This is a genomic window from Cupriavidus sp. USMAA2-4 (genome assembly GCF_001854305.1).
Lineage (GTDB): Bacteria > Pseudomonadota > Gammaproteobacteria > Burkholderiales > Burkholderiaceae > Cupriavidus > Cupriavidus malaysiensis.
The window spans coordinates 133,740-149,797 of the sequence record NZ_CP017749.1 but is presented as its reverse complement, the minus strand read 5'-3'; the positions used below and the strand labels follow the sequence as shown (position 1 = coordinate 149,797).

The 16,058-nt window shown below is 70.2% G+C and carries 12 protein-coding genes; 7 read left to right on the top strand and 5 right to left on the bottom strand.

Going from position 1 to position 16,058, the window contains the following annotated elements; genetic code table 11:
- Positions 1 to 299: 299 nt before the first annotated feature.
- From BKK79_RS20850 to BKK79_RS20830, 5 genes are all read right to left on the bottom strand, one after another.
- Complete coding sequence (locus BKK79_RS20850; protein ID WP_071038646.1) at positions 300 to 2,381, bottom strand: 3-hydroxyacyl-CoA dehydrogenase NAD-binding domain-containing protein; 2,082 nt, start codon at positions 2,379 to 2,381, stop codon at positions 300 to 302.
- Positions 2,382 to 2,436: 55 nt separating this feature from the next.
- Positions 2,437 to 3,639, bottom strand: coding sequence for an acetyl-CoA C-acyltransferase (locus BKK79_RS20845; protein ID WP_071038645.1), 1,203 nt, complete (start codon positions 3,637 to 3,639; stop codon positions 2,437 to 2,439).
- Between the two features lie 72 nt (positions 3,640 to 3,711).
- The gene (locus tag BKK79_RS20840) at positions 3,712 to 5,052 is read right to left on the bottom strand and encodes an MFS transporter (protein WP_071038644.1); all 1,341 of its coding nucleotides are present in this window, start codon (positions 5,050 to 5,052) and stop codon (positions 3,712 to 3,714) included.
- Positions 5,049 to 5,819, bottom strand: coding sequence for an alpha/beta fold hydrolase (locus tag BKK79_RS20835; RefSeq protein ID WP_071038643.1), 771 nt, complete (start codon positions 5,817 to 5,819; stop codon positions 5,049 to 5,051). Before BKK79_RS20835 ends, BKK79_RS20840 begins: the two co-directional genes overlap by 4 nt.
- A 14-nt stretch (positions 5,820 to 5,833) precedes the next feature.
- On the bottom strand, positions 5,834 to 6,820 hold the full coding sequence (locus tag BKK79_RS20830) for an alpha/beta fold hydrolase (RefSeq protein ID WP_083384453.1): 987 nt from the start codon (positions 6,818 to 6,820) through the stop codon (positions 5,834 to 5,836).
- A gap of 520 nt (positions 6,821 to 7,340) precedes the next feature.
- Here BKK79_RS20830 and BKK79_RS20825 point away from each other — a divergent pair.
- From BKK79_RS20825 to BKK79_RS20795, 7 genes are all read left to right on the top strand, one after another.
- Entirely contained in the window at positions 7,341 to 8,525 is a 1,185-nt protein-coding gene (locus BKK79_RS20825; RefSeq protein ID WP_071018957.1) for an acyl-CoA dehydrogenase family protein, read from the top strand.
- Positions 8,526 to 8,565: 40 nt separating this feature from the next.
- Positions 8,566 to 9,705: an acyl-CoA dehydrogenase family protein gene (locus BKK79_RS20820; protein WP_071018959.1), complete on the top strand. Its 1,140-nt coding sequence runs from the start codon at positions 8,566 to 8,568 to the stop codon at positions 9,703 to 9,705.
- A 503-nt stretch (positions 9,706 to 10,208) separates the two neighbouring features.
- On the top strand, positions 10,209 to 11,165 hold the full coding sequence (locus tag BKK79_RS20815) for an ABC transporter permease (protein ID WP_071038642.1): 957 nt from the start codon (positions 10,209 to 10,211) through the stop codon (positions 11,163 to 11,165).
- Positions 11,165 to 12,118 carry an ABC transporter permease gene (locus BKK79_RS20810; RefSeq protein WP_231908091.1) on the top strand — a complete coding sequence of 318 codons (954 nt, stop codon included), beginning with the start codon at positions 11,165 to 11,167 and terminating at the stop codon, positions 12,116 to 12,118. The genes BKK79_RS20815 and BKK79_RS20810 overlap by 1 nt, the downstream gene beginning before the upstream one ends.
- Before the next feature lie 105 nt (positions 12,119 to 12,223).
- Complete coding sequence (locus tag BKK79_RS20805) at positions 12,224 to 13,927, top strand: ABC transporter substrate-binding protein (protein WP_232346415.1); 1,704 nt, start codon at positions 12,224 to 12,226, stop codon at positions 13,925 to 13,927.
- Between the two features lie 112 nt (positions 13,928 to 14,039).
- Positions 14,040 to 15,017, top strand: a complete 978-nt coding sequence (locus BKK79_RS20800; RefSeq protein ID WP_071018961.1) for an ABC transporter ATP-binding protein — start codon at positions 14,040 to 14,042, stop codon at positions 15,015 to 15,017.
- Positions 15,004 to 16,056: an ABC transporter ATP-binding protein gene (locus BKK79_RS20795; protein WP_442873269.1), complete on the top strand. Its 1,053-nt coding sequence runs from the start codon at positions 15,004 to 15,006 to the stop codon at positions 16,054 to 16,056. The genes BKK79_RS20800 and BKK79_RS20795 overlap by 14 nt, the downstream gene beginning before the upstream one ends.
- Positions 16,057 to 16,058 lie beyond the last annotated feature (2 nt).

Here is a 16,058-nt window from a genome sequence, read left to right as displayed (position 1 = left end):
GAGCGCAGGATATTGGACGAATCCTATTCTTGTTGGTTTAAATTCGTCATAAAAATCGGAAGCTTGCCGCTAGCAGCGGCTGGCCGGCAGTCCTTCTCGAGCGGCAGGCAATACCGTCGGATCTGGGCGAAGGGCGGGTCCGCGCGGCAGCGCCGCGCAGAGCGTGAAGATGGCGCGTGGATGGTGCAAAAAGGGCGGGGGTACTACCACGATGGACGCCGGCCCGAGGCGCATCGCGGCGCGCATTGAATGGCCCGCGCTCCCGCGCCGAGAGGCACGGGAGCGTGCTCGCTCGGTCTTTACTTCAAGTCCGCAAACCGCTTGCCCTGCGCCACCAGGTCCTCCAGCAATCCGGCCGGCTTGAAGTCCGCGCCCAGCTCTGCCTCGAAGCGCTTCATCGTGGCCAGCACCTTGTCCAGGCCGATGGTGTCGGCGTAGCACATCGGGCCGCCGCGGTAGACCGGCCAGCCGTAGCCGTTGACCCACACCACGTCGATGTCGGAGGCGCGGATGGCCTTGCCTTCCTGCAGGATCCTGGCGCCTTCGTTGATCATCGGGTAGATGCAGCGCTCCAGGATTTCCTGGTCCGATACGGTGCGGCTGCTCTTGCCCTGCCGGGCGGCGAAGTCGCGGATGATCTGTTCCACCACCGGCGAGGGCTTGGCGTTGCGCTTTTCGTCGTAGTCGTAGTAGCCGGCGCCGGTCTTCTGGCCGCGGCGGTCCATCTCGCACAGGATCTCGCGCAGGGTGGAGCTGCTGGATTTCTCACGCGTCCAGCCCAGGTCCAGGCCGGCCAGGTCGCTCATGGCGAACGGGCCCATGGGGAAGCCGAACTGGTACAGCACGCGGTCCACGTCCCAGGGCAGGGCGCCTTCCAGCACCAGCTTCTGCGCCTCGCGCTGGCGCTGGGCCAGCATGCGGTTGCCGACGAAGCCGGGGCACACGCCTACCAGCGCGGCGATCTTGCCGATCTTGCGCGCCAGTTCCATCGAGGTGCGGATCACCGGCTTGGAGGTCTGGTCGCCGCGCACCACTTCCAGCAGCTTCATCACGTTGGCCGGCGAGAAGAAGTGCAGGCCGATCACCGACTCCGGGCGCGAGGTGGAGGCGGCGATCTCATTGACGTCGAGCGCGGAGGTGTTGGTGGCGAGGATGGCGCCCGGCTTGGCGATCTTGTCGAGCTTGCCGAACACTTCCTTCTTGACCGCCATGTCTTCGAACACAGCCTCGATCACCAGGTCGGCGTCGGCGAGCTGCGCCAGGTCCAGCGTGGGCGTGAGCAGGGCCATGCGCTGCTCGACGGCGGCGGCGCTCAGGCGGCCCTTCCTGGCGGTGTTGTCGTAGTTGGCGCGGATGGTGCGCACGCCGCGTTCGAGCGCGGGCTGCGCGGTCTCGACGATGGTGACCGGGATGCCCGCGTTGAGGAAGTTCATGGCGATGCCGCCGCCCATGGTGCCGGCGCCGATGATGCCGACGCGCTTGACCGGGATCAGCGGCGTGTCGGCCGGCACGTCGGGCAGGTTCCACACCTGGCGCGAGGCGAAGAAGTAATAGCGCTGGGCGGCCGACTGGGTGCCCTGCATCAGTTCCAGGAACAGCTTGCGCTCGGTGGCCAGGCCCTGGTCGAAGGGCAGGTTGACCGCTGCCTCGATGCAGCGGATGTTGTACTCGGGCGCGTCGAAGCCGCGGAAGCGGCGCGCGTTGGCGCGGCGGAACTCGGCGAACAGTTCGGGCTGGCCGCGCGCGGCTTCCACCTTCTCGTTGAGGTCGCGCACCTTGCGCAGCGGGCGGCCTTCGGCGATCACCTTGCGCGTGAAGGCGATGGCGTCGGCGCGCAGCGCGGCGTCGTCGGTGAGGGCGTCGACCAGGCCCATTTCGGCGGCGGCCGCTGCCGGCACGTGCTCACCCGAGGTGACCATCTCCAGCGCGCGCGCTGGACCGACGATGCGGGGCAGGCGCTGCGTGCCGCCCGCGCCCGGCAGCAGGCCGAGCTTGACCTCGGGCAGGCCGCACTTGGCCGAGCGCGTGGCCACGCGGTAGTGGCACACCAGCGCCACTTCCAGGCCGCCGCCCAGCGCGGTGCCGTGGATGGCGGCGACCACGGGCTTGGGCGCGTCTTCGATCAGCGCCTGCACTTCCTGCAGGGCCGGGCCGACCGGGGGCTTGCCGAACTCGGTGATGTCGGCGCCGGCGATGAAGGTCTTGCCGGCGCAGATCAGCACGATGCCCTGCACGGCGGGGTCGGCGCTGGCTTGCGCGACGCCGTCGCGGATGCCGGCGCGGACCGTGGCCGAGAGGGCGTTGACGGGCGGGGAATCGAGCGTGAGCACGGCGATGCCGTCTTCGATCTCGAGGGTGGTGACGGGGTTGATGGCGGTCATGCGTAGTCTCCTGGATGTCGTGGCCGGATGCCTTGGCGGACGGATGTGGCGGGGATCAGAAGATCTCGAACAGGCCGGCGGCACCCATGCCGCCGCCGACGCACATCGTCACCACGCCGAACCTGGCGCCGCGGCGCTTGCCTTCGAGCAGCACGTGGCCCGCCATGCGGGCGCCCGACATGCCATAGGGGTGGCCGATGGAGATCGCGCCGCCCGAGACGTTGAGGCGCTCGTCGGGAATGCCGAGCGTATCGCGGCAATGCAGTACCTGGCTGGCGAAGGCTTCGTTCAGCTCCCACAGGCCGATGTCGCCGATGCTCAGGCCGTGCTGCTTGAGCAGCTTGGGAATGGCGAACACCGGGCCGATGCCCATTTCGTCCGGATCGCAGCCGGCCACCGCCATGCCGCGGTAGGCGCCGAGCGGCTGCAGGCCGCGGCGCTCGGCCTCCTTGGCCTCCATCAGCACCATGGCCGAAGCGCCGTCGGAGAGCTGCGAGGCATTGCCGGCGGTGATGTAGGCACCCTCGGCCACGCTCTGGCCGTTCTTGAAGACCGGCTTCAGGCCCTGCAGGTCGGTCAGCGTGGTGGACGGGCGGTTGCCTTCGTCGCGCGACAGCGTGACCGGCTGCTCGCTGACGGCGCCGGTGGCCTTGTCGGTGACCAGCATGGTGGTGCGGATCGGCACGATCTCCGCGTCGAGGCGCCCTGCCTGCTGGGCGGCGGCGGTGCGCTGCTGCGACTGCAGCGCGTAGGCGTCCTGCGCCTCGCGGCTGACGCCGTAGCGTTGCGCCACGATCTCGGCGGTCTCCAGCATGGTCATGTAGATCTGGGGCAATTGTTCCACCAGCCGCGGATCCTGGCTGCGGTAGCGGTTGATCTTGTCGTTCTGCACCAGGGAGATCGATTCGAGGCCGCCGCCCACGGCCACCTGCATGCCGTCGACGATGATCTGCTTGGCGGCGGTGGCGATGGCCATCAGGCCGGAGGCGCACTGGCGGTCGAGCGACATGCCGGCGATGGTCTGCGGCAGGCCGGCGCGCAGCAGCGCCTGGCGCGCCACGTTGCCGCCGGTGGTGCCTTGCTGCACGGCACAGCCGAGGATCACATCCTCGATCAGGGCAGGGTCGATGCCGGCGCGCTGCACCGCATGGGCGATGGCGTGCGCGCCCAGCTCCTGCGCCTGCGTGTTGTTGAAGGCGCCGCGGTGCGCCTTGCCGATCGGGGTGCGCGCGGTCGAAACGATGACGGCTTCACGCATGGGTGGTCTCCTTGCTGAGGTCGGCCCTGCCGCGCCTGCGTGCAGGGATTCTGGGGGGAAGCTGAGGGAAGGTCAGGCCGCGCGCGGCAGGCCGCCGTCGCCGCCGGGCGGTTGCCCGCGCCGGCGCGGATCGCGTACCCGGCGCGCCAGCATGAAGGCCGCGCCCAGCACGGTGATGGCGAGCAGGAACACCGCCGGCAGCCCGGCGCGCTGCGCCAGCAGGCCGCCCAGCACAGGGCCGAGCGCCATCATCGAGTAGGTCGCGGTATCCGACACCGCGAGCAGCATCGGGCGGTCCTTGCGCCGGCCGAATTCCAGCGCGAAATTGTCCGAGGCGAGGAAGTAGCCGCCGAAGCCGGCGCCCAGCCCGCAGAACACCAGCAGGAAGGCCCAGCGCGCCTCGCACAGCAGCAGCGCGGCGGTGGCGGCGGCCCACAGGCCGATGCTGGCGAGGAACACCACGCGGTAGCCGCGCCGGTCGGCCAGCCAGCCCCAGGCCAGGTTGCTGGTGGTCTGGGCCATCAGGTAGGCCAGGCTGAGGTAGCCCAGGGTGGCGCCCGAAAGCGGGATATGGGTGCCGACGTAGATGGCGTAGAAGGGCACCGCCATCATGCTGAGGGCCACCAGCGCGCGCGCCAGGAAGAAGCGCACGTAGTCCGGGTCCTGGCGCAGCAGGGCGGGCAGCTCGCGCAGCCGCTTGCCGAAGCCGGAGGGAGCATGCACGTCATGCAGCGCGGGTTCGCGCATGCGCGTCAGCGCCGAAATGCCCAGGCTGGTCAGGATGAACGCGCACAGGAAGGTGGTGGCGTAGCCGTTGCCGAACACATTGCGGCCGACCAGCAGTTCGCCGCCGAGCCAGGCCACCGCGGCGGCGGTCAGGCCGCCGAGGAAGTTGCGGCGCGCGGTCAGCGCGCCACGCCGGGCCAGCGGGATGATCTTCGAGGTCAGGTAGTTGAAGGTGACGTTCTGCACGCCGTTGAACAGGCCGAACAGCAGCAGGAAGGCGGCCGCCGCCGCCAGCGCCGGGAAGCCCGACAGCAGGAAGGCAGACAGCGCCAGCCCGAGGATCTGCAGGCGTACCATCCAGCCGACCAGGTAGATCAGCGGCATCACGCGCTGCCGGTGCTCGATCTGCGTCGCGCCCCAGATCGAGGACAGCGCCATGCCGGCATACTGGGCCGACAGCACGCAGCCGACCACCAGCTTGGAGCCGGACAGCAGGTAGATGTAGGCCGGCACGAAGGTGGGGGCGGTGACCAGGCGGAAGCCGGTCATGCCCAGCATGCCGTGGACCAGGAAGGCGCGTGCGTTGCGCGGCAGGTGCTGCTGCACATGGGCCAGGAAGCCGTGCTCGGCCTGCTCCGCGTGGGCGGCGGTGCCGGGCAGGGCGCCGGCATCCAGCTTGGCGCTCATGCGCGCGCTCCCGCACCGCCCGCGCCGCCAGCGCTACCCGGCGCTGTCGGCGGCACGGCCTGCGCAGCGTGGGCGGCATAGGTGGCGAGCGCCTCGGTCAGCGGTGTCGGTGCCAGCCCGAGTTCGGCCATCACGGCCAGCAGCCATTCGGGATGCTCGCGGCAGCAGACCGCCAGCGGCGGTACCGGTGCGGCTTGCTGTGCGGATTGCTGGGCCGCATGTTGTGCCGCCAGCCGGGCGTAGTTGACGGCATAGCGCGGCGGGCGCATCTCGGTGGCGAGGTCGGCGATGGCGTAGGGGTCGGGGGCGCCGCGCCGCGCCGTGTCGACCACGGGGATGTGCGGGTTGCTGTCGACGGCCACGCCGCCGGCCAGGCCGGGACCGTCGAGTACCAGGACGCCGCGCACCAGGGCCGGCCGCGCGCCGGCCAGCATCAGGCCGACGTAGCCGCCGAGGCCGCGCCCGGCCAGGGTGGCGCTGCCCAGGTGGGCCAGTGCGATGTCGGCGTCGGCCATCAGGTGTTCGCAGCTGTAGCCGCCGCCGCGCGGCAGGTCGGACTTTCCGTGTCCGGTGAAGTCCAGTGCGTGGACGGCGCCGGGCCAGGCGGCGTACCCGGGCGGCAGCGCGCCGGGCGAGGCCTCGCCGAGGCCGTGCAGCAGCAGCAGGGCCGGACCGGGGCCGGGCTTGAGCGTATGCAGGGCGAGGTGCAGGCGGTGGTGGCGCAGCAGCAGGGGAGGCGTGGCGGCGCGTGGGGGCAGGGCGGTCATCGCTGGGCTGGACGTCACGGTTGCAGGAACGGCAGGATCCGCTCGGCGGTTTCGCGCGGCCGCTCGACGTGGATGAAGTGGCCGGTGTCGGGCAGCACGTGGACCTGCGCCGATGGCGGGAAATAGGGCGCGAGGTCGTCCGCGCCGGCGTCCCATCCCATCGGCTCCTTTTCCGTGCCGAAGATGGCGAGCATCGGCACCGGGAAGCCGGGCAGGCGCTCCAGCACCCAGCGCGCGCGCATCGGGCCGAAGCCCGACATGCCGATGGCGGGGTCCAGCTTCCAGCGCCAGCCGTCGGCATCCTGGCGCGCGCCGTGCGAGGCGATGTAGCGCAGCCAGTCGTGCGACAGGCGCGGATTCATGCGCGCGCGCCGCCGTGCCAGGTCGTCCAGCGTGCCGGGCTTGCGCTCGCGCTCGCCGCAGGTGCGGCGCGCATCCAGCCAGCGCACGATGAACTCGGCGTTCATGGTCTTCTTCTCGCGCGTGCTGCTGTCCGTCTGGGGGCGGCGGAAGGGCAGGCCGTCGATGGCGACGAAACGGCTGAAGCGGTGCGGCAGGGCCTGGATGGCATGCACCAGCAGCGAGCCGCCCTTGCTGTGGCCGATGGCGATGCAGGGCTCGGGCGTGATCGAATCGGCCACCGCCAGCATGTCGCGCTCGTCGGCCAGCCAGCTGTACAGGTCGGCATGCTCGGAATCGCCGTGGCCGCGGTGGTCGTAGGAGACCACGCGGTAGCCGGCATCGGCCAGCAGCGGCGCGAAGCCGTCGAAGGTGCGGGCGAAGTCGAGGGCGCCATGGACCAGCAGGATGGGCGTGGCGTCGGGCGCGCCCCATTCGTAGACGGCGAGGCCGATGCCACCGGCATCCACGCTGCGGCGGCGGTCCGGCGCCCGTGCGCCGGGATAGGTGGGGCGGTCGGCCGGGCGCGCCGGCGCGGTCGCGTGCTCCGCGCCGCCGGCGTTCCCGGCGCTGCAAGCCGTGCTGGTGGCTTCGGCCTTCACTGTCTATCCTCCTCTTGTCCGGCTTCCCTGTCTTCTCTGTCGTACTGCAGTGCAAAACCGCCGTGCGGGCGGCCCTGGGCTGCCATTTTAGGAAACCGGGTATGTTGTCGGGCGATGCTATCACATTGCACTGCATCGTGCGGGCCGGGCGGCGCGGCCGCTGTGCTCCTGCGGTGCTTGCAGGGCCGCTTGCCGGCTCGTCCTGCGCAGGCGGCGCGGCTCCGCGCCGGCGGCGCATGGCGCGGCCGGCGGCCGGCCATGCAGCCTGCCTCTGGCCTTCATGAATTCTCGTCATGCGCCTTGCCCTGCTTGGCATCGGCTGGGCGCCGCCGGCTGCCGCCAAGGGCTTTGCGGCCGTCAAGCCGGGCGCCGGCGCGGTATTGACGCTGCCGAGTGCCGGCTTGTATAACGCGACAGGCTGGTGCCCTCGATACCGAGTTTTCGAAAAAGAAGGATCCGGGGCCGGAGCGTGGCCGCCGGCTGCCGGCCAAGGCAGCGCAGGACAAGACAGGAGACAAGCGTGGAAGACCTCGATTCCTTCCGCCAGGCGACGCGCGCCTGGCTGGAAGCCAATTGCCCGCCCGAGATGCGGCAACCGATGCGCAGCGAAGAGGACATCTGCTGGGGCGGGCGCCGCTTCCGCTTCCAGTCCGAGGCCCAGCGCCAGTGGCTGGCGCGCATGGCCGAGCGCGGCTGGACCGTGCCGGAGTGGCCGCAGGCCTACGGCGGCGGCGGCCTGTCGCGCGCCCAGGCCAAGGTGCTGCGCCAGCAGATGGCCGAGCTGGGCTGCCGCGTGCCGCTGCAGAGCTTCGGCATCTCGATGCTGGGCCCGGCGCTGCTCAAGTACGGCACCGAGGCGCAGAAGCGCGAGCACCTGCCGCGCATCGCGCGCGGCGAGATCCGCTGGTGCCAGGGCTACTCGGAGCCCAATGCCGGTTCCGACCTGGCCGCGCTGCAGACGCGCGCCGAGGAGCGCGACGACCATTTCGTGGTCAACGGCCAGAAGGTCTGGACCTCGTACGCCGACAAGGCCGACTGGATCTTCTGCCTGGTGCGCACCGATGCCGCCGCGCAGAAGCACACCGGCATCAGCTTCCTGCTGTTCGACATGGAAACGCCCGGGGTCTCGACCCGCCCGATCGTGCTGATCTCGGGCAAGTCGCCGTTCTGCGAGACCTTCTTCGACGACGTCAAGGTGCCGCGCGCCAACCTGCTCGGCGAAGCCAATGGCGGCTGGGAGATCGCCAAGTACCTGCTGACCCACGAGCGCGAGATGATCAGCGCGATCGGCGGGCGTGGCGCGCGCAAGCCGCTCGGTCAGCTGGCCGCCGAGACGCTCGGCGTGGACGCGCGCGGCGCGCTCGATGCGCCGGTGCTGCGCGCCCAGCTCGCTGCCTTCGAGATCGACGAGGCGGCCTTCGCCTGCGCCGGCGAGCGGGCGGTGGACCTGGCCCGCCAGGGCGAGGGTATCGCCGCCTTCTCCTCGGTGCTCAAGTACTACGGCGCGGAGCTCAACAAGCGCCGCCACGAGCTGCTGATGGCCGTCGGCGGCAGCGACGCGCTGGAATGGGAAAGCGAGCGCAGCCAGGAGGGTGCCGCCGCGCGGGCCTGGCTGCGCAGCAAGGCCAACTCCATCGAGGGCGGTACCAGCGAGGTTCAGCTCAATATCGTCGCCAAGCGGCTGCTCGGCCTGCCCGGCGCCTGAAGCGCCGGCTCTCCGCATCGGAACGCACATCGGAACGCATATGGCAATCGTCTTGAATGAAACGCAGGAGATGCTGCGCGACAGCGCGCTGGCCTTCCTGAAGGAGCGCGCGCCGATCGCCGCGCTGCGCAAGCTGCGCGACGCGCGCGACGCCACGGGCTTCTCGCGCGAGCTGTGGGCGGGCTTCGCCGAGCTCGGCTTCGCCGGCGTGCTGGTCCCCGAGCAGTACGGCGGCAGCGGCCTCGGCGCGGTCGAGGCCGGCGTCATCATGGAAGCGATCGGGCGCACGCTGGCGCCATCGCCTTTCTTTTCCACCGCGCTGGTCGGCGCCGCCTTGCTGGCGCGCCTCGGCAGCGCGGCACAGAAAGAGCGGCTGCTGCCGGCGATCGCGCAGGGGCGGCACCTGACCGCGCTCGCCATCGACGAGCACGGCAGCCACCGGCCGGAGCGCCAGTCGCTGCGCGCCAGCGCCGGCGAAGGCGGCTATGTGCTCGACGGCTGCAAGGTCTTCGTGGTCGACGGGCATGTGGCCGACACCCTGATCGTGGTGGCGCGCACGGCCGGCGCGGATGACGACGCGCAGGGCATCACGCTGTTCCTGGTGCCGCGCGATGCCGCCGGCGTGGAGGTCGAGCGCACCGTGATGGCCGACGCCACCAATGCGGCGCGCATCCGCTTCGCCGGGGTGCGGGTGCCGGCGGAGGCCGTGCTGGGCGGCGTGGACCAGGGCGCGGCGCCGCTCGGCGAGGTGCTCGACCTGGCGCGCGCGGCGCTGGCCTCGGAACTGCTCGGTGTCGGCGACGAGGCCTTCGCGCGGACCTTGCAGTACCTGAAGGAGCGCCCCCAGTTCGGCAAGCTGATCGGCGAGTTCCAGGCGCTGCAGCACCGCGCCGCGCAGCTGTTCACCGACCTGGAGATCACGCGCGCGCTGGTGCTGCGTACCCAGCAGCGCCTGGACGAGGATGCCGAGCCGCCGCGCGCGCTGGTGGCCGCGGCCAAGGCGCGCGCCGGCACCACGGCCACACTGGCGGTGCAGGAGGGCGTGCAGATGCATGGCGGCATCGGCATGACCGACGCCTTCGAGATCGGCTTCTTCATGAAACGCGCACGCACGCTGCAGGTGCTGCTGGGCGACGCCAACTACCATGCCGATCGCTGGGCGGCGTTGCGCGGCTACTGAGCTCCTTCCGATCGGCAACCGATCGGCAACCGATCGGCTGCAGCGCGGCGCGTTGCCGCGCTGCATCGCGCCGGGGCCGCCGTGTCCCGGCATGCCTTTGCTGCCCGCATCCTTCGTCCTTGGCGCACCACCGCATCGGTGCGTGCGGTGCGCCCGCCATGCCGACGACGCGCAGCGCATGCATGCGCGGCGTTGCCGCGCTGCTTCCAAGGTAAACCACTAGGACATTCGGGGCGCCTCCTGATTGTCTTGAATTCGTGAGATTGGTATGCTGGCCCGGCAAGCTGTTCGAGGCAGCTGGCGCCGCTCGCGATGCGCCTGCATGCCGGCTCGATTCCAGAGAATTTCGCCTTGATTTCATGCTCCTGTGCGCAAGCAGGGAGAACATGGCCTGGCGTGGATGCACGGGACAGGAGGCGCAGCATGAGTCGGGGATTTTCCGTAATCGTGTTTTCGGTATCGAACGACCGGGCGCCGCGCCGGGCGTCGGCAGGGTGAGCGCGATGGGTGCCTACGCGCTGCGCCGCCTGCTGGCGCTGGTTCCGACGCTGCTGTTCGCCAGCGTCATCGTGTTCGCCATCGTGCGCATGGTGCCGGGCGATGTGGTCGACCTGATGCTGAGCCAGAACGACATCAGCGCCGACAGCAAGAGCCGCGACGACCTGGTCCGCGCGCTGGGCCTGGACCAGCCGATGTGGCGGCAGTACCTGCACTGGATCGGCAATATCGTGCTGCACGGGGACCTCGGCGACTCGCTGTGGCAAGGCGAGCCGGTAGCGCGCATGGTGCTGGCGCGCATGCCGGCCACCTTCTCGCTGGGACTGATGGCGCTGGTGGTCGCGCTCAGCGTGGCGCTGCCGATCGGCGTGCTGTCGGCGATCCGGCAGGACACCGCGGCCGACTATGCGGCGCGTTCCTTCTCGCTGCTGATGCTGGCCGTGCCCAGCTTCTGGATGGGCACCATGGTGATGGTGTTCCCGTCGGTGTGGTGGGGCTGGTCGCCCGAGGTCCGCTACGTGCCGTTCTCGGAGGATCCGCTGCGCCACGTGCTGAACATGCTGGTGCCGGCCGTCATCCTGGGCATGGCGCTGTCGGCCATCACCATGCGCATGACGCGCACCATGATGCTGGAGGTACTGCGCCAGGACTATATCCGCACCGCCTGGGCCAAGGGCCTGGACGAGCGCCTGGTGATCCTGCGCCACGCGCTGCGCAATGCCTTGATTCCCGTGGTGACGCTGGTCGGCCTGCAGGCGCCGCTGCTGATCGGAGGCGCGGTGGTGATCGAGCAGATCTTCGCGCTGCCGGGCATGGGCCTGCTGCTGCTGGAGGCGGTCAACCAGCGCGACTATCCCGTCATCACCGGCGTGTTCCTGGTGGTCGGCGCGGCCGTGATGCTCATCAACCTGCTCGTGGACCTGAGCTACGGGCTGTTCGATCCGAAAGTGAGGCACCGCTGATGGACCGTTCCGCCAATACCGCTCCGCAGGCCGCCACCCATGCAGCCAACCACGCCACCATGCCGGCGGCCGCGCGCCACGCGCCCGCCGCCTTCGACCGAGCCGTGGCGGCCTTCGCGCCGCTGCACCGGCTCTGCCGCGAGAAGCCGCTGGGCGCCGCCGGCGCGCTGATCTGCGCCGTGTTCCTGTTCTGCGGCGTCTTCGCCGACTGGCTGGCGCCCTACGGCGTCAACCAGATCAACATGATGCAGCGCCTGCAGCCACCCTCCTGGGCCCATCCCTTCGGCACCGACAACCTCGGCCGCGACATGCTGTCGCGCTGCCTGTACGGCGCGCGGCTGTCGGTGGTGATCGGCCTGTCGGCCGCCACGCTGGCCACCGCCGTGTCGGTGCTGCTGGGCATCCTGAGCGGCTACCTGGGCGGCCGCTTCGACCTGGTGGTGCAGCGCATGGTCGATGCGTGGATGAGTTTCCCGGACCTCGTGATCCTGATCGTGGTGGTCTCGGTGCTGGGGCCGGGGAGCTGGCAGATCATCCTGACCATGGGGCTGCTGCTGGGCATCGGCGGCTCGCGCATCATCCGCAGCGCGGTGGTGTCGGTGCGCGAGAACATGTACGTGCACGCGGCGCAGTCGATGGGCGCGTCGACCCCCCGCATCCTGTGGCGCCACGTGCTGCCCAACGTGATGCCGCCGGTCATCGTGCTGTTCACCACGCGCGTCGGTACCGCCATCCTGGCCGAGTCCGGGCTGTCCTTCCTCGGCCTGGGCGTGCCGCCGCCGGCACCGACCTGGGGCGGCATGCTGTCCGGCAACGGCCGCACCTTCATGTTCGAGGGGCCGTGGCTGGCGCTGGCGCCGGGCATCTGCCTGACCGTGGTCGTGTACGCCATCAATGTGTTCGGCGATGCCCTGCGCGACCTGATCGATCCGCGCATGCGCGGTTCGCGCTAGGACATCGGCATCCCGGGCTTTCCGAGCGGGTCGACCGGTCCGGGCCGCGGCATGCGCCGCGGCGCCGGGCGCCTTGAAGTCATGACAACGAAGGAGGGACGCGGCTTGAACTGGATCACATCAGCGAGGATCGCATCGGTGGCGCTGGCGGGGCTGGCGCTGGCAGGGGCGGCGGGCCCGGCCTGCGCGCAGGCCGAGGCGCCGAAGTACGGCGGCAGCGTGGAGGTGGGGTCGATGTACCCGACCGTGTCCGCGCTCTCCTGGGACCTGGCGGACTGGAACTGGAAGCAGAACTACGATACCGGCCAGGTCTACGAGCAGCTGTTCGTCGCCGACCTGTCCAAGGCCCGGCGCAACGGCGGCAAGTACCCCTTCGTGGCCGACGCCTGGCTGCCCGAGGACGCCATCCGCGGCGAACTGGCCGAGAGCTGGAAATGGCTGGATCCGCTCACGCTGGAAGTCAAGCTGCGCAAGGGCGTGCGCTTCCCGGCCAAGCCCGGGGTGATGCCGGAGCGTGAGCTGGTGGCCGAGGATGTGGTGTTCAGCTACGAGCGCCAGAACGGCAGCGCCAAGCGCATCCCCACCTACTTCGACCACGTGGCCAAGGTCGAGGCGCTCGACAAGCACACGGTGCTGTTCCGCTTCAAGGAGTTCAATGCCGAGTGGGACTACCGCTTCGGCTGGGGCTACTACTCCGGCATCATGCCCAAGGAGGTGGCGACCGCCGGCGCCGGCAACTGGAAGAACGTCAACGGCAGCGGCCCCTTCGTGCTGAGCAACTTTGTGCAGGGCAATGCCGGCACCTACACGAAGAACACGCTGTACTGGGACAGCGAGCGCATCGGCGGCAAGGACTACAAGCTGCCCTTTGTCGACAAGCTGGTGATCCGCACGGTGAAGGACGAGGCCACGCGCAACACCATGCTGCGCACCGGCAAGCTGGACGTCGCCGAGAACGTGCGCTGGACCGCGGTGGAGGAACTGAAGAAGAGCGCGCCGGCGCTGAAGTGGTCGCGCTGGCTGTCGACCAACGGCCAGTACCTGGCGATGCGCGTCGACGCCAAGCCCTTCAATGACCTGCGCGTGCGCCGCGCGCTCAATATGGCGGTCAACAAGCAGGAGATCGTCAAGCAGTTCTACGGCGGCAACGCGGAGCTGTTCGCCTACCCGCAGCACCCGGACTACGTCGGCTACTTCGAGCCGCTCAGCGCCATGCCGGAGCCTGTCAAGGAGCTGTTCACCTACAACCCCGACAAGGCGCGCAAGCTGCTGGCCGAGGCCGGCTACCCGAAGGGCTTCTCGTTCAAGGTGCAGGTCTGCGCCTGCGATCCGAACCACATGGAGCTGCTGCCGCTGATCGGCGCCTACCTGGAGCAGGTGGGCGTGCGCATCGAGATCCAGCCCATGGAGTACGGTGCCTTCCTGTCGGCGATGACCACGCGCACCAATGCCCCGGGCTACCTGATGAGCAACGGCCACACCAATCCGACCACCACGATCCGCAAGAGCTTCGTGGTCGGCCAGGTGTGGAACGCCTCGCAGTGGGGCAACCCGAAGTTCGAGCAGCGTGTCAACGATGCCTTCCGCCTGCGCGACGTCGGACGCCGCCAGGAAGCGCTGCGCGCGCTGACGCGCGAGGTGCTGGCGGACGCGCCGTACATCTGGCTGCCGACGCCATACCAGTACACCGCCTGGTGGCCCTGGGTGAAGAACTACGAGGGCGAGCTGCGCGCCGGCGCGGTGCGGCCCGGACCGATCTACGCACGGCTGTGGATCGACCAGGAGATGAAGAAGAAGATGGGGTTCTGAGCCGGGATGACCGCTCCGCAGGGGCGGAGCAAGCGAGGGCGGGCCGCCGCGGCGGCCCGCCTGCCGATGGCGATGATGATGGTGATGGTGATGGTGGCGAGAGGAGCTCCGCATGGCGCAGCCCATCCTGCAGGTGAACAATCTGACCACGCGCTTCCGCACCGACCGTGGCGTGGTGACGGCGGTGGACGGCGTGTCGTTCGCGGTCGAGCCCGGCGAGACGCTGGCCATCGTCGGCGAGTCGGGCTCGGGCAAGAGCGTCACCGCGCTTTCCGTGCTCGGGCTGATCCCGGCGCCGGCCGGCCGCATCGAGGGGGGCGAGATCCTGTTCGAGGGACAGGACCTGCTGCGCCTCAAGCCGGCACAGATGCGGGCCATCCGCGGCAACCGCATCGCCATGATCTTCCAGGAGCCGATGTCCTCGCTGAATCCGGCGCTGACGGTGGGCAAGCAGATCGCCGAGCCGATCCACCTGCACCAGGGGCTGCCGTGGAAGCAGGCGCTGGGCATCGCCGGGGAACTGCTGGGCAAGGTGCAGATCCCCGAGCCGGCCAGCCGCCTCGGCTCCTATCCGCACCAGTTCTCGGGCGGCATGCGCCAGCGCGCCATGATCGCCATGGCGCTGGCCTGCCAGCCGCGCTTGATCATCGCCGACGAGCCGACCACGGCGCTGGACGTGACCGTGCAGGCGCAGATCCTCGACCTGCTCAAGTCGCTGGCCGAGACCGCCGGCACGGCGCTGATCCTGATCACGCACGATCTCGGCGTGGTGGCGCGCTACGCCGACCGGGTGGGCGTGATGTACGGCGGGCGCATGGTCGAGACGGCGAGCGCGTCGGCGCTCTATGGCCGGCCCGCCCATCCGTACACGCGCGGGCTGATGGCCTCGGTGCCGCGGCTGGACGGCGATGCCGGCCAGCCGCTGGTACCGATCGACGGCCAGCCGCCGGACCTGACCGCGCTGCCGCCGGGTTGCGCGTTCCAGCCGCGCTGCCGCAGCGCGGTGGCAGACTGCGGGGCGGCGCGGCCGATGCTGCGCGCCGTCGGCGAGCAACATTTCAAGGCATGCATCCGCGATGACCTACGTTGACAGTGCTTCCTCCCAGCGGCAGGCGCCCGCTGCCATGGCTTCCGGTGGCGACGAGATCCTGCGCGTCGAAGACCTCAAGGTGCATTTTCCCGTCAGCCGCGGCGCGCTGTGGCGGCGCCAGGCCGGCTCGGTCAAGGCGGTCGATGGCGTGTCCTTCTCGCTGCGCCGCGGCGAGACGCTCGGGCTGGTCGGCGAGAGCGGCTGCGGCAAGTCGACCACCGGGCTGGCCCTGATCAAGATGCTGGCCGCCACTTCCGGGCGCATCGTCTTCGACGGCACCGACTTCGCCAGCTTCGGCAAGGCCGACGAGCGCCGCTTCCGGCGCAGCGTGCAGATGGTCTACCAGGACCCCTTCGGCTCGCTGAACCCGCGCATGCGGGTGCGCGACATCGTCGGCGAGCCGCTCGAGGTGCACGGGCTGGCGCGCGACAAGGCGGCCTACCGTGCGCGCGTGGCGGAATTGCTGGAGATGGTGGGGCTGCTGCCCTATATGGCGGACCGTTATCCGCACGAGTTCTCCGGTGGCCAGCGGCAGCGCGTCGGCATCGCGCGGGCGCTGGCGGCGGGGCCCAGCCTGATCGTCTGCGACGAACCCGTGTCGGCGCTGGACGTGTCGATCCAGGCCCAGGTGGTGAACATCTTCATGGCGCTGCAGCGCCGCCTCGGCCTGACCTATGTCTTCATCGCGCACGACCTGGCGGTGGTGCGCCATATCAGCGACCGCATCGCCGTGATGTACCTCGGCCGCATCGTCGAGATCGCCGGCCGCGACGAGCTGTACGACGATCCGCAGCACCCCTACACGCGGGCGCTGCTGTCGGCGGTGCCGGTGGCCAGCGTCGAGGCCGAGCGCCAGCGCACGCGCATCGTGTTGCAGGGCGAGGTGCCGAGTCCGCTCAACCCGCCCACGGGCTGCCGCTTCCATCCGCGCTGTCCGGCGGCCATGGCGCGCTGCCGCAGCGAGGACCCGGCCCTGCTGCCGCGCGGTGGCAGCGGACGCATGGTGGCCTGCCACTTGCAGGAGACGGTGTCCGCCTAGGC

Coding starts and splice junctions, on each gene's coding strand:
- BKK79_RS20800 (WP_071018961.1), top strand. CDS start 14,040: ATGGCGCAGCCCATCCTGCAGGTGAACAATCTGACCACGCGCTTCCGC.
- BKK79_RS20820 (WP_071018959.1), top strand. CDS start 8,566: ATGGCAATCGTCTTGAATGAAACGCAGGAGATGCTGCGCGACAGCGCG.
- BKK79_RS20795 (WP_442873269.1), top strand. CDS start 15,004: ATGACCTACGTTGACAGTGCTTCCTCCCAGCGGCAGGCGCCCGCTGCC.
- BKK79_RS20810 (WP_231908091.1), top strand. CDS start 11,165: ATGGACCGTTCCGCCAATACCGCTCCGCAGGCCGCCACCCATGCAGCC.
- BKK79_RS20840 (WP_071038644.1), bottom strand. CDS start 5,052: ATGAGCGCCAAGCTGGATGCCGGCGCCCTGCCCGGCACCGCCGCCCAC.
- BKK79_RS20845 (WP_071038645.1), bottom strand. CDS start 3,639: ATGCGTGAAGCCGTCATCGTTTCGACCGCGCGCACCCCGATCGGCAAG.
- BKK79_RS20815 (WP_071038642.1), top strand. CDS start 10,209: ATGGGTGCCTACGCGCTGCGCCGCCTGCTGGCGCTGGTTCCGACGCTG.
- BKK79_RS20835 (WP_071038643.1), bottom strand. CDS start 5,819: ATGACCGCCCTGCCCCCACGCGCCGCCACGCCTCCCCTGCTGCTGCGC.
- BKK79_RS20850 (WP_071038646.1), bottom strand. CDS start 2,381: ATGACCGCCATCAACCCCGTCACCACCCTCGAGATCGAAGACGGCATC.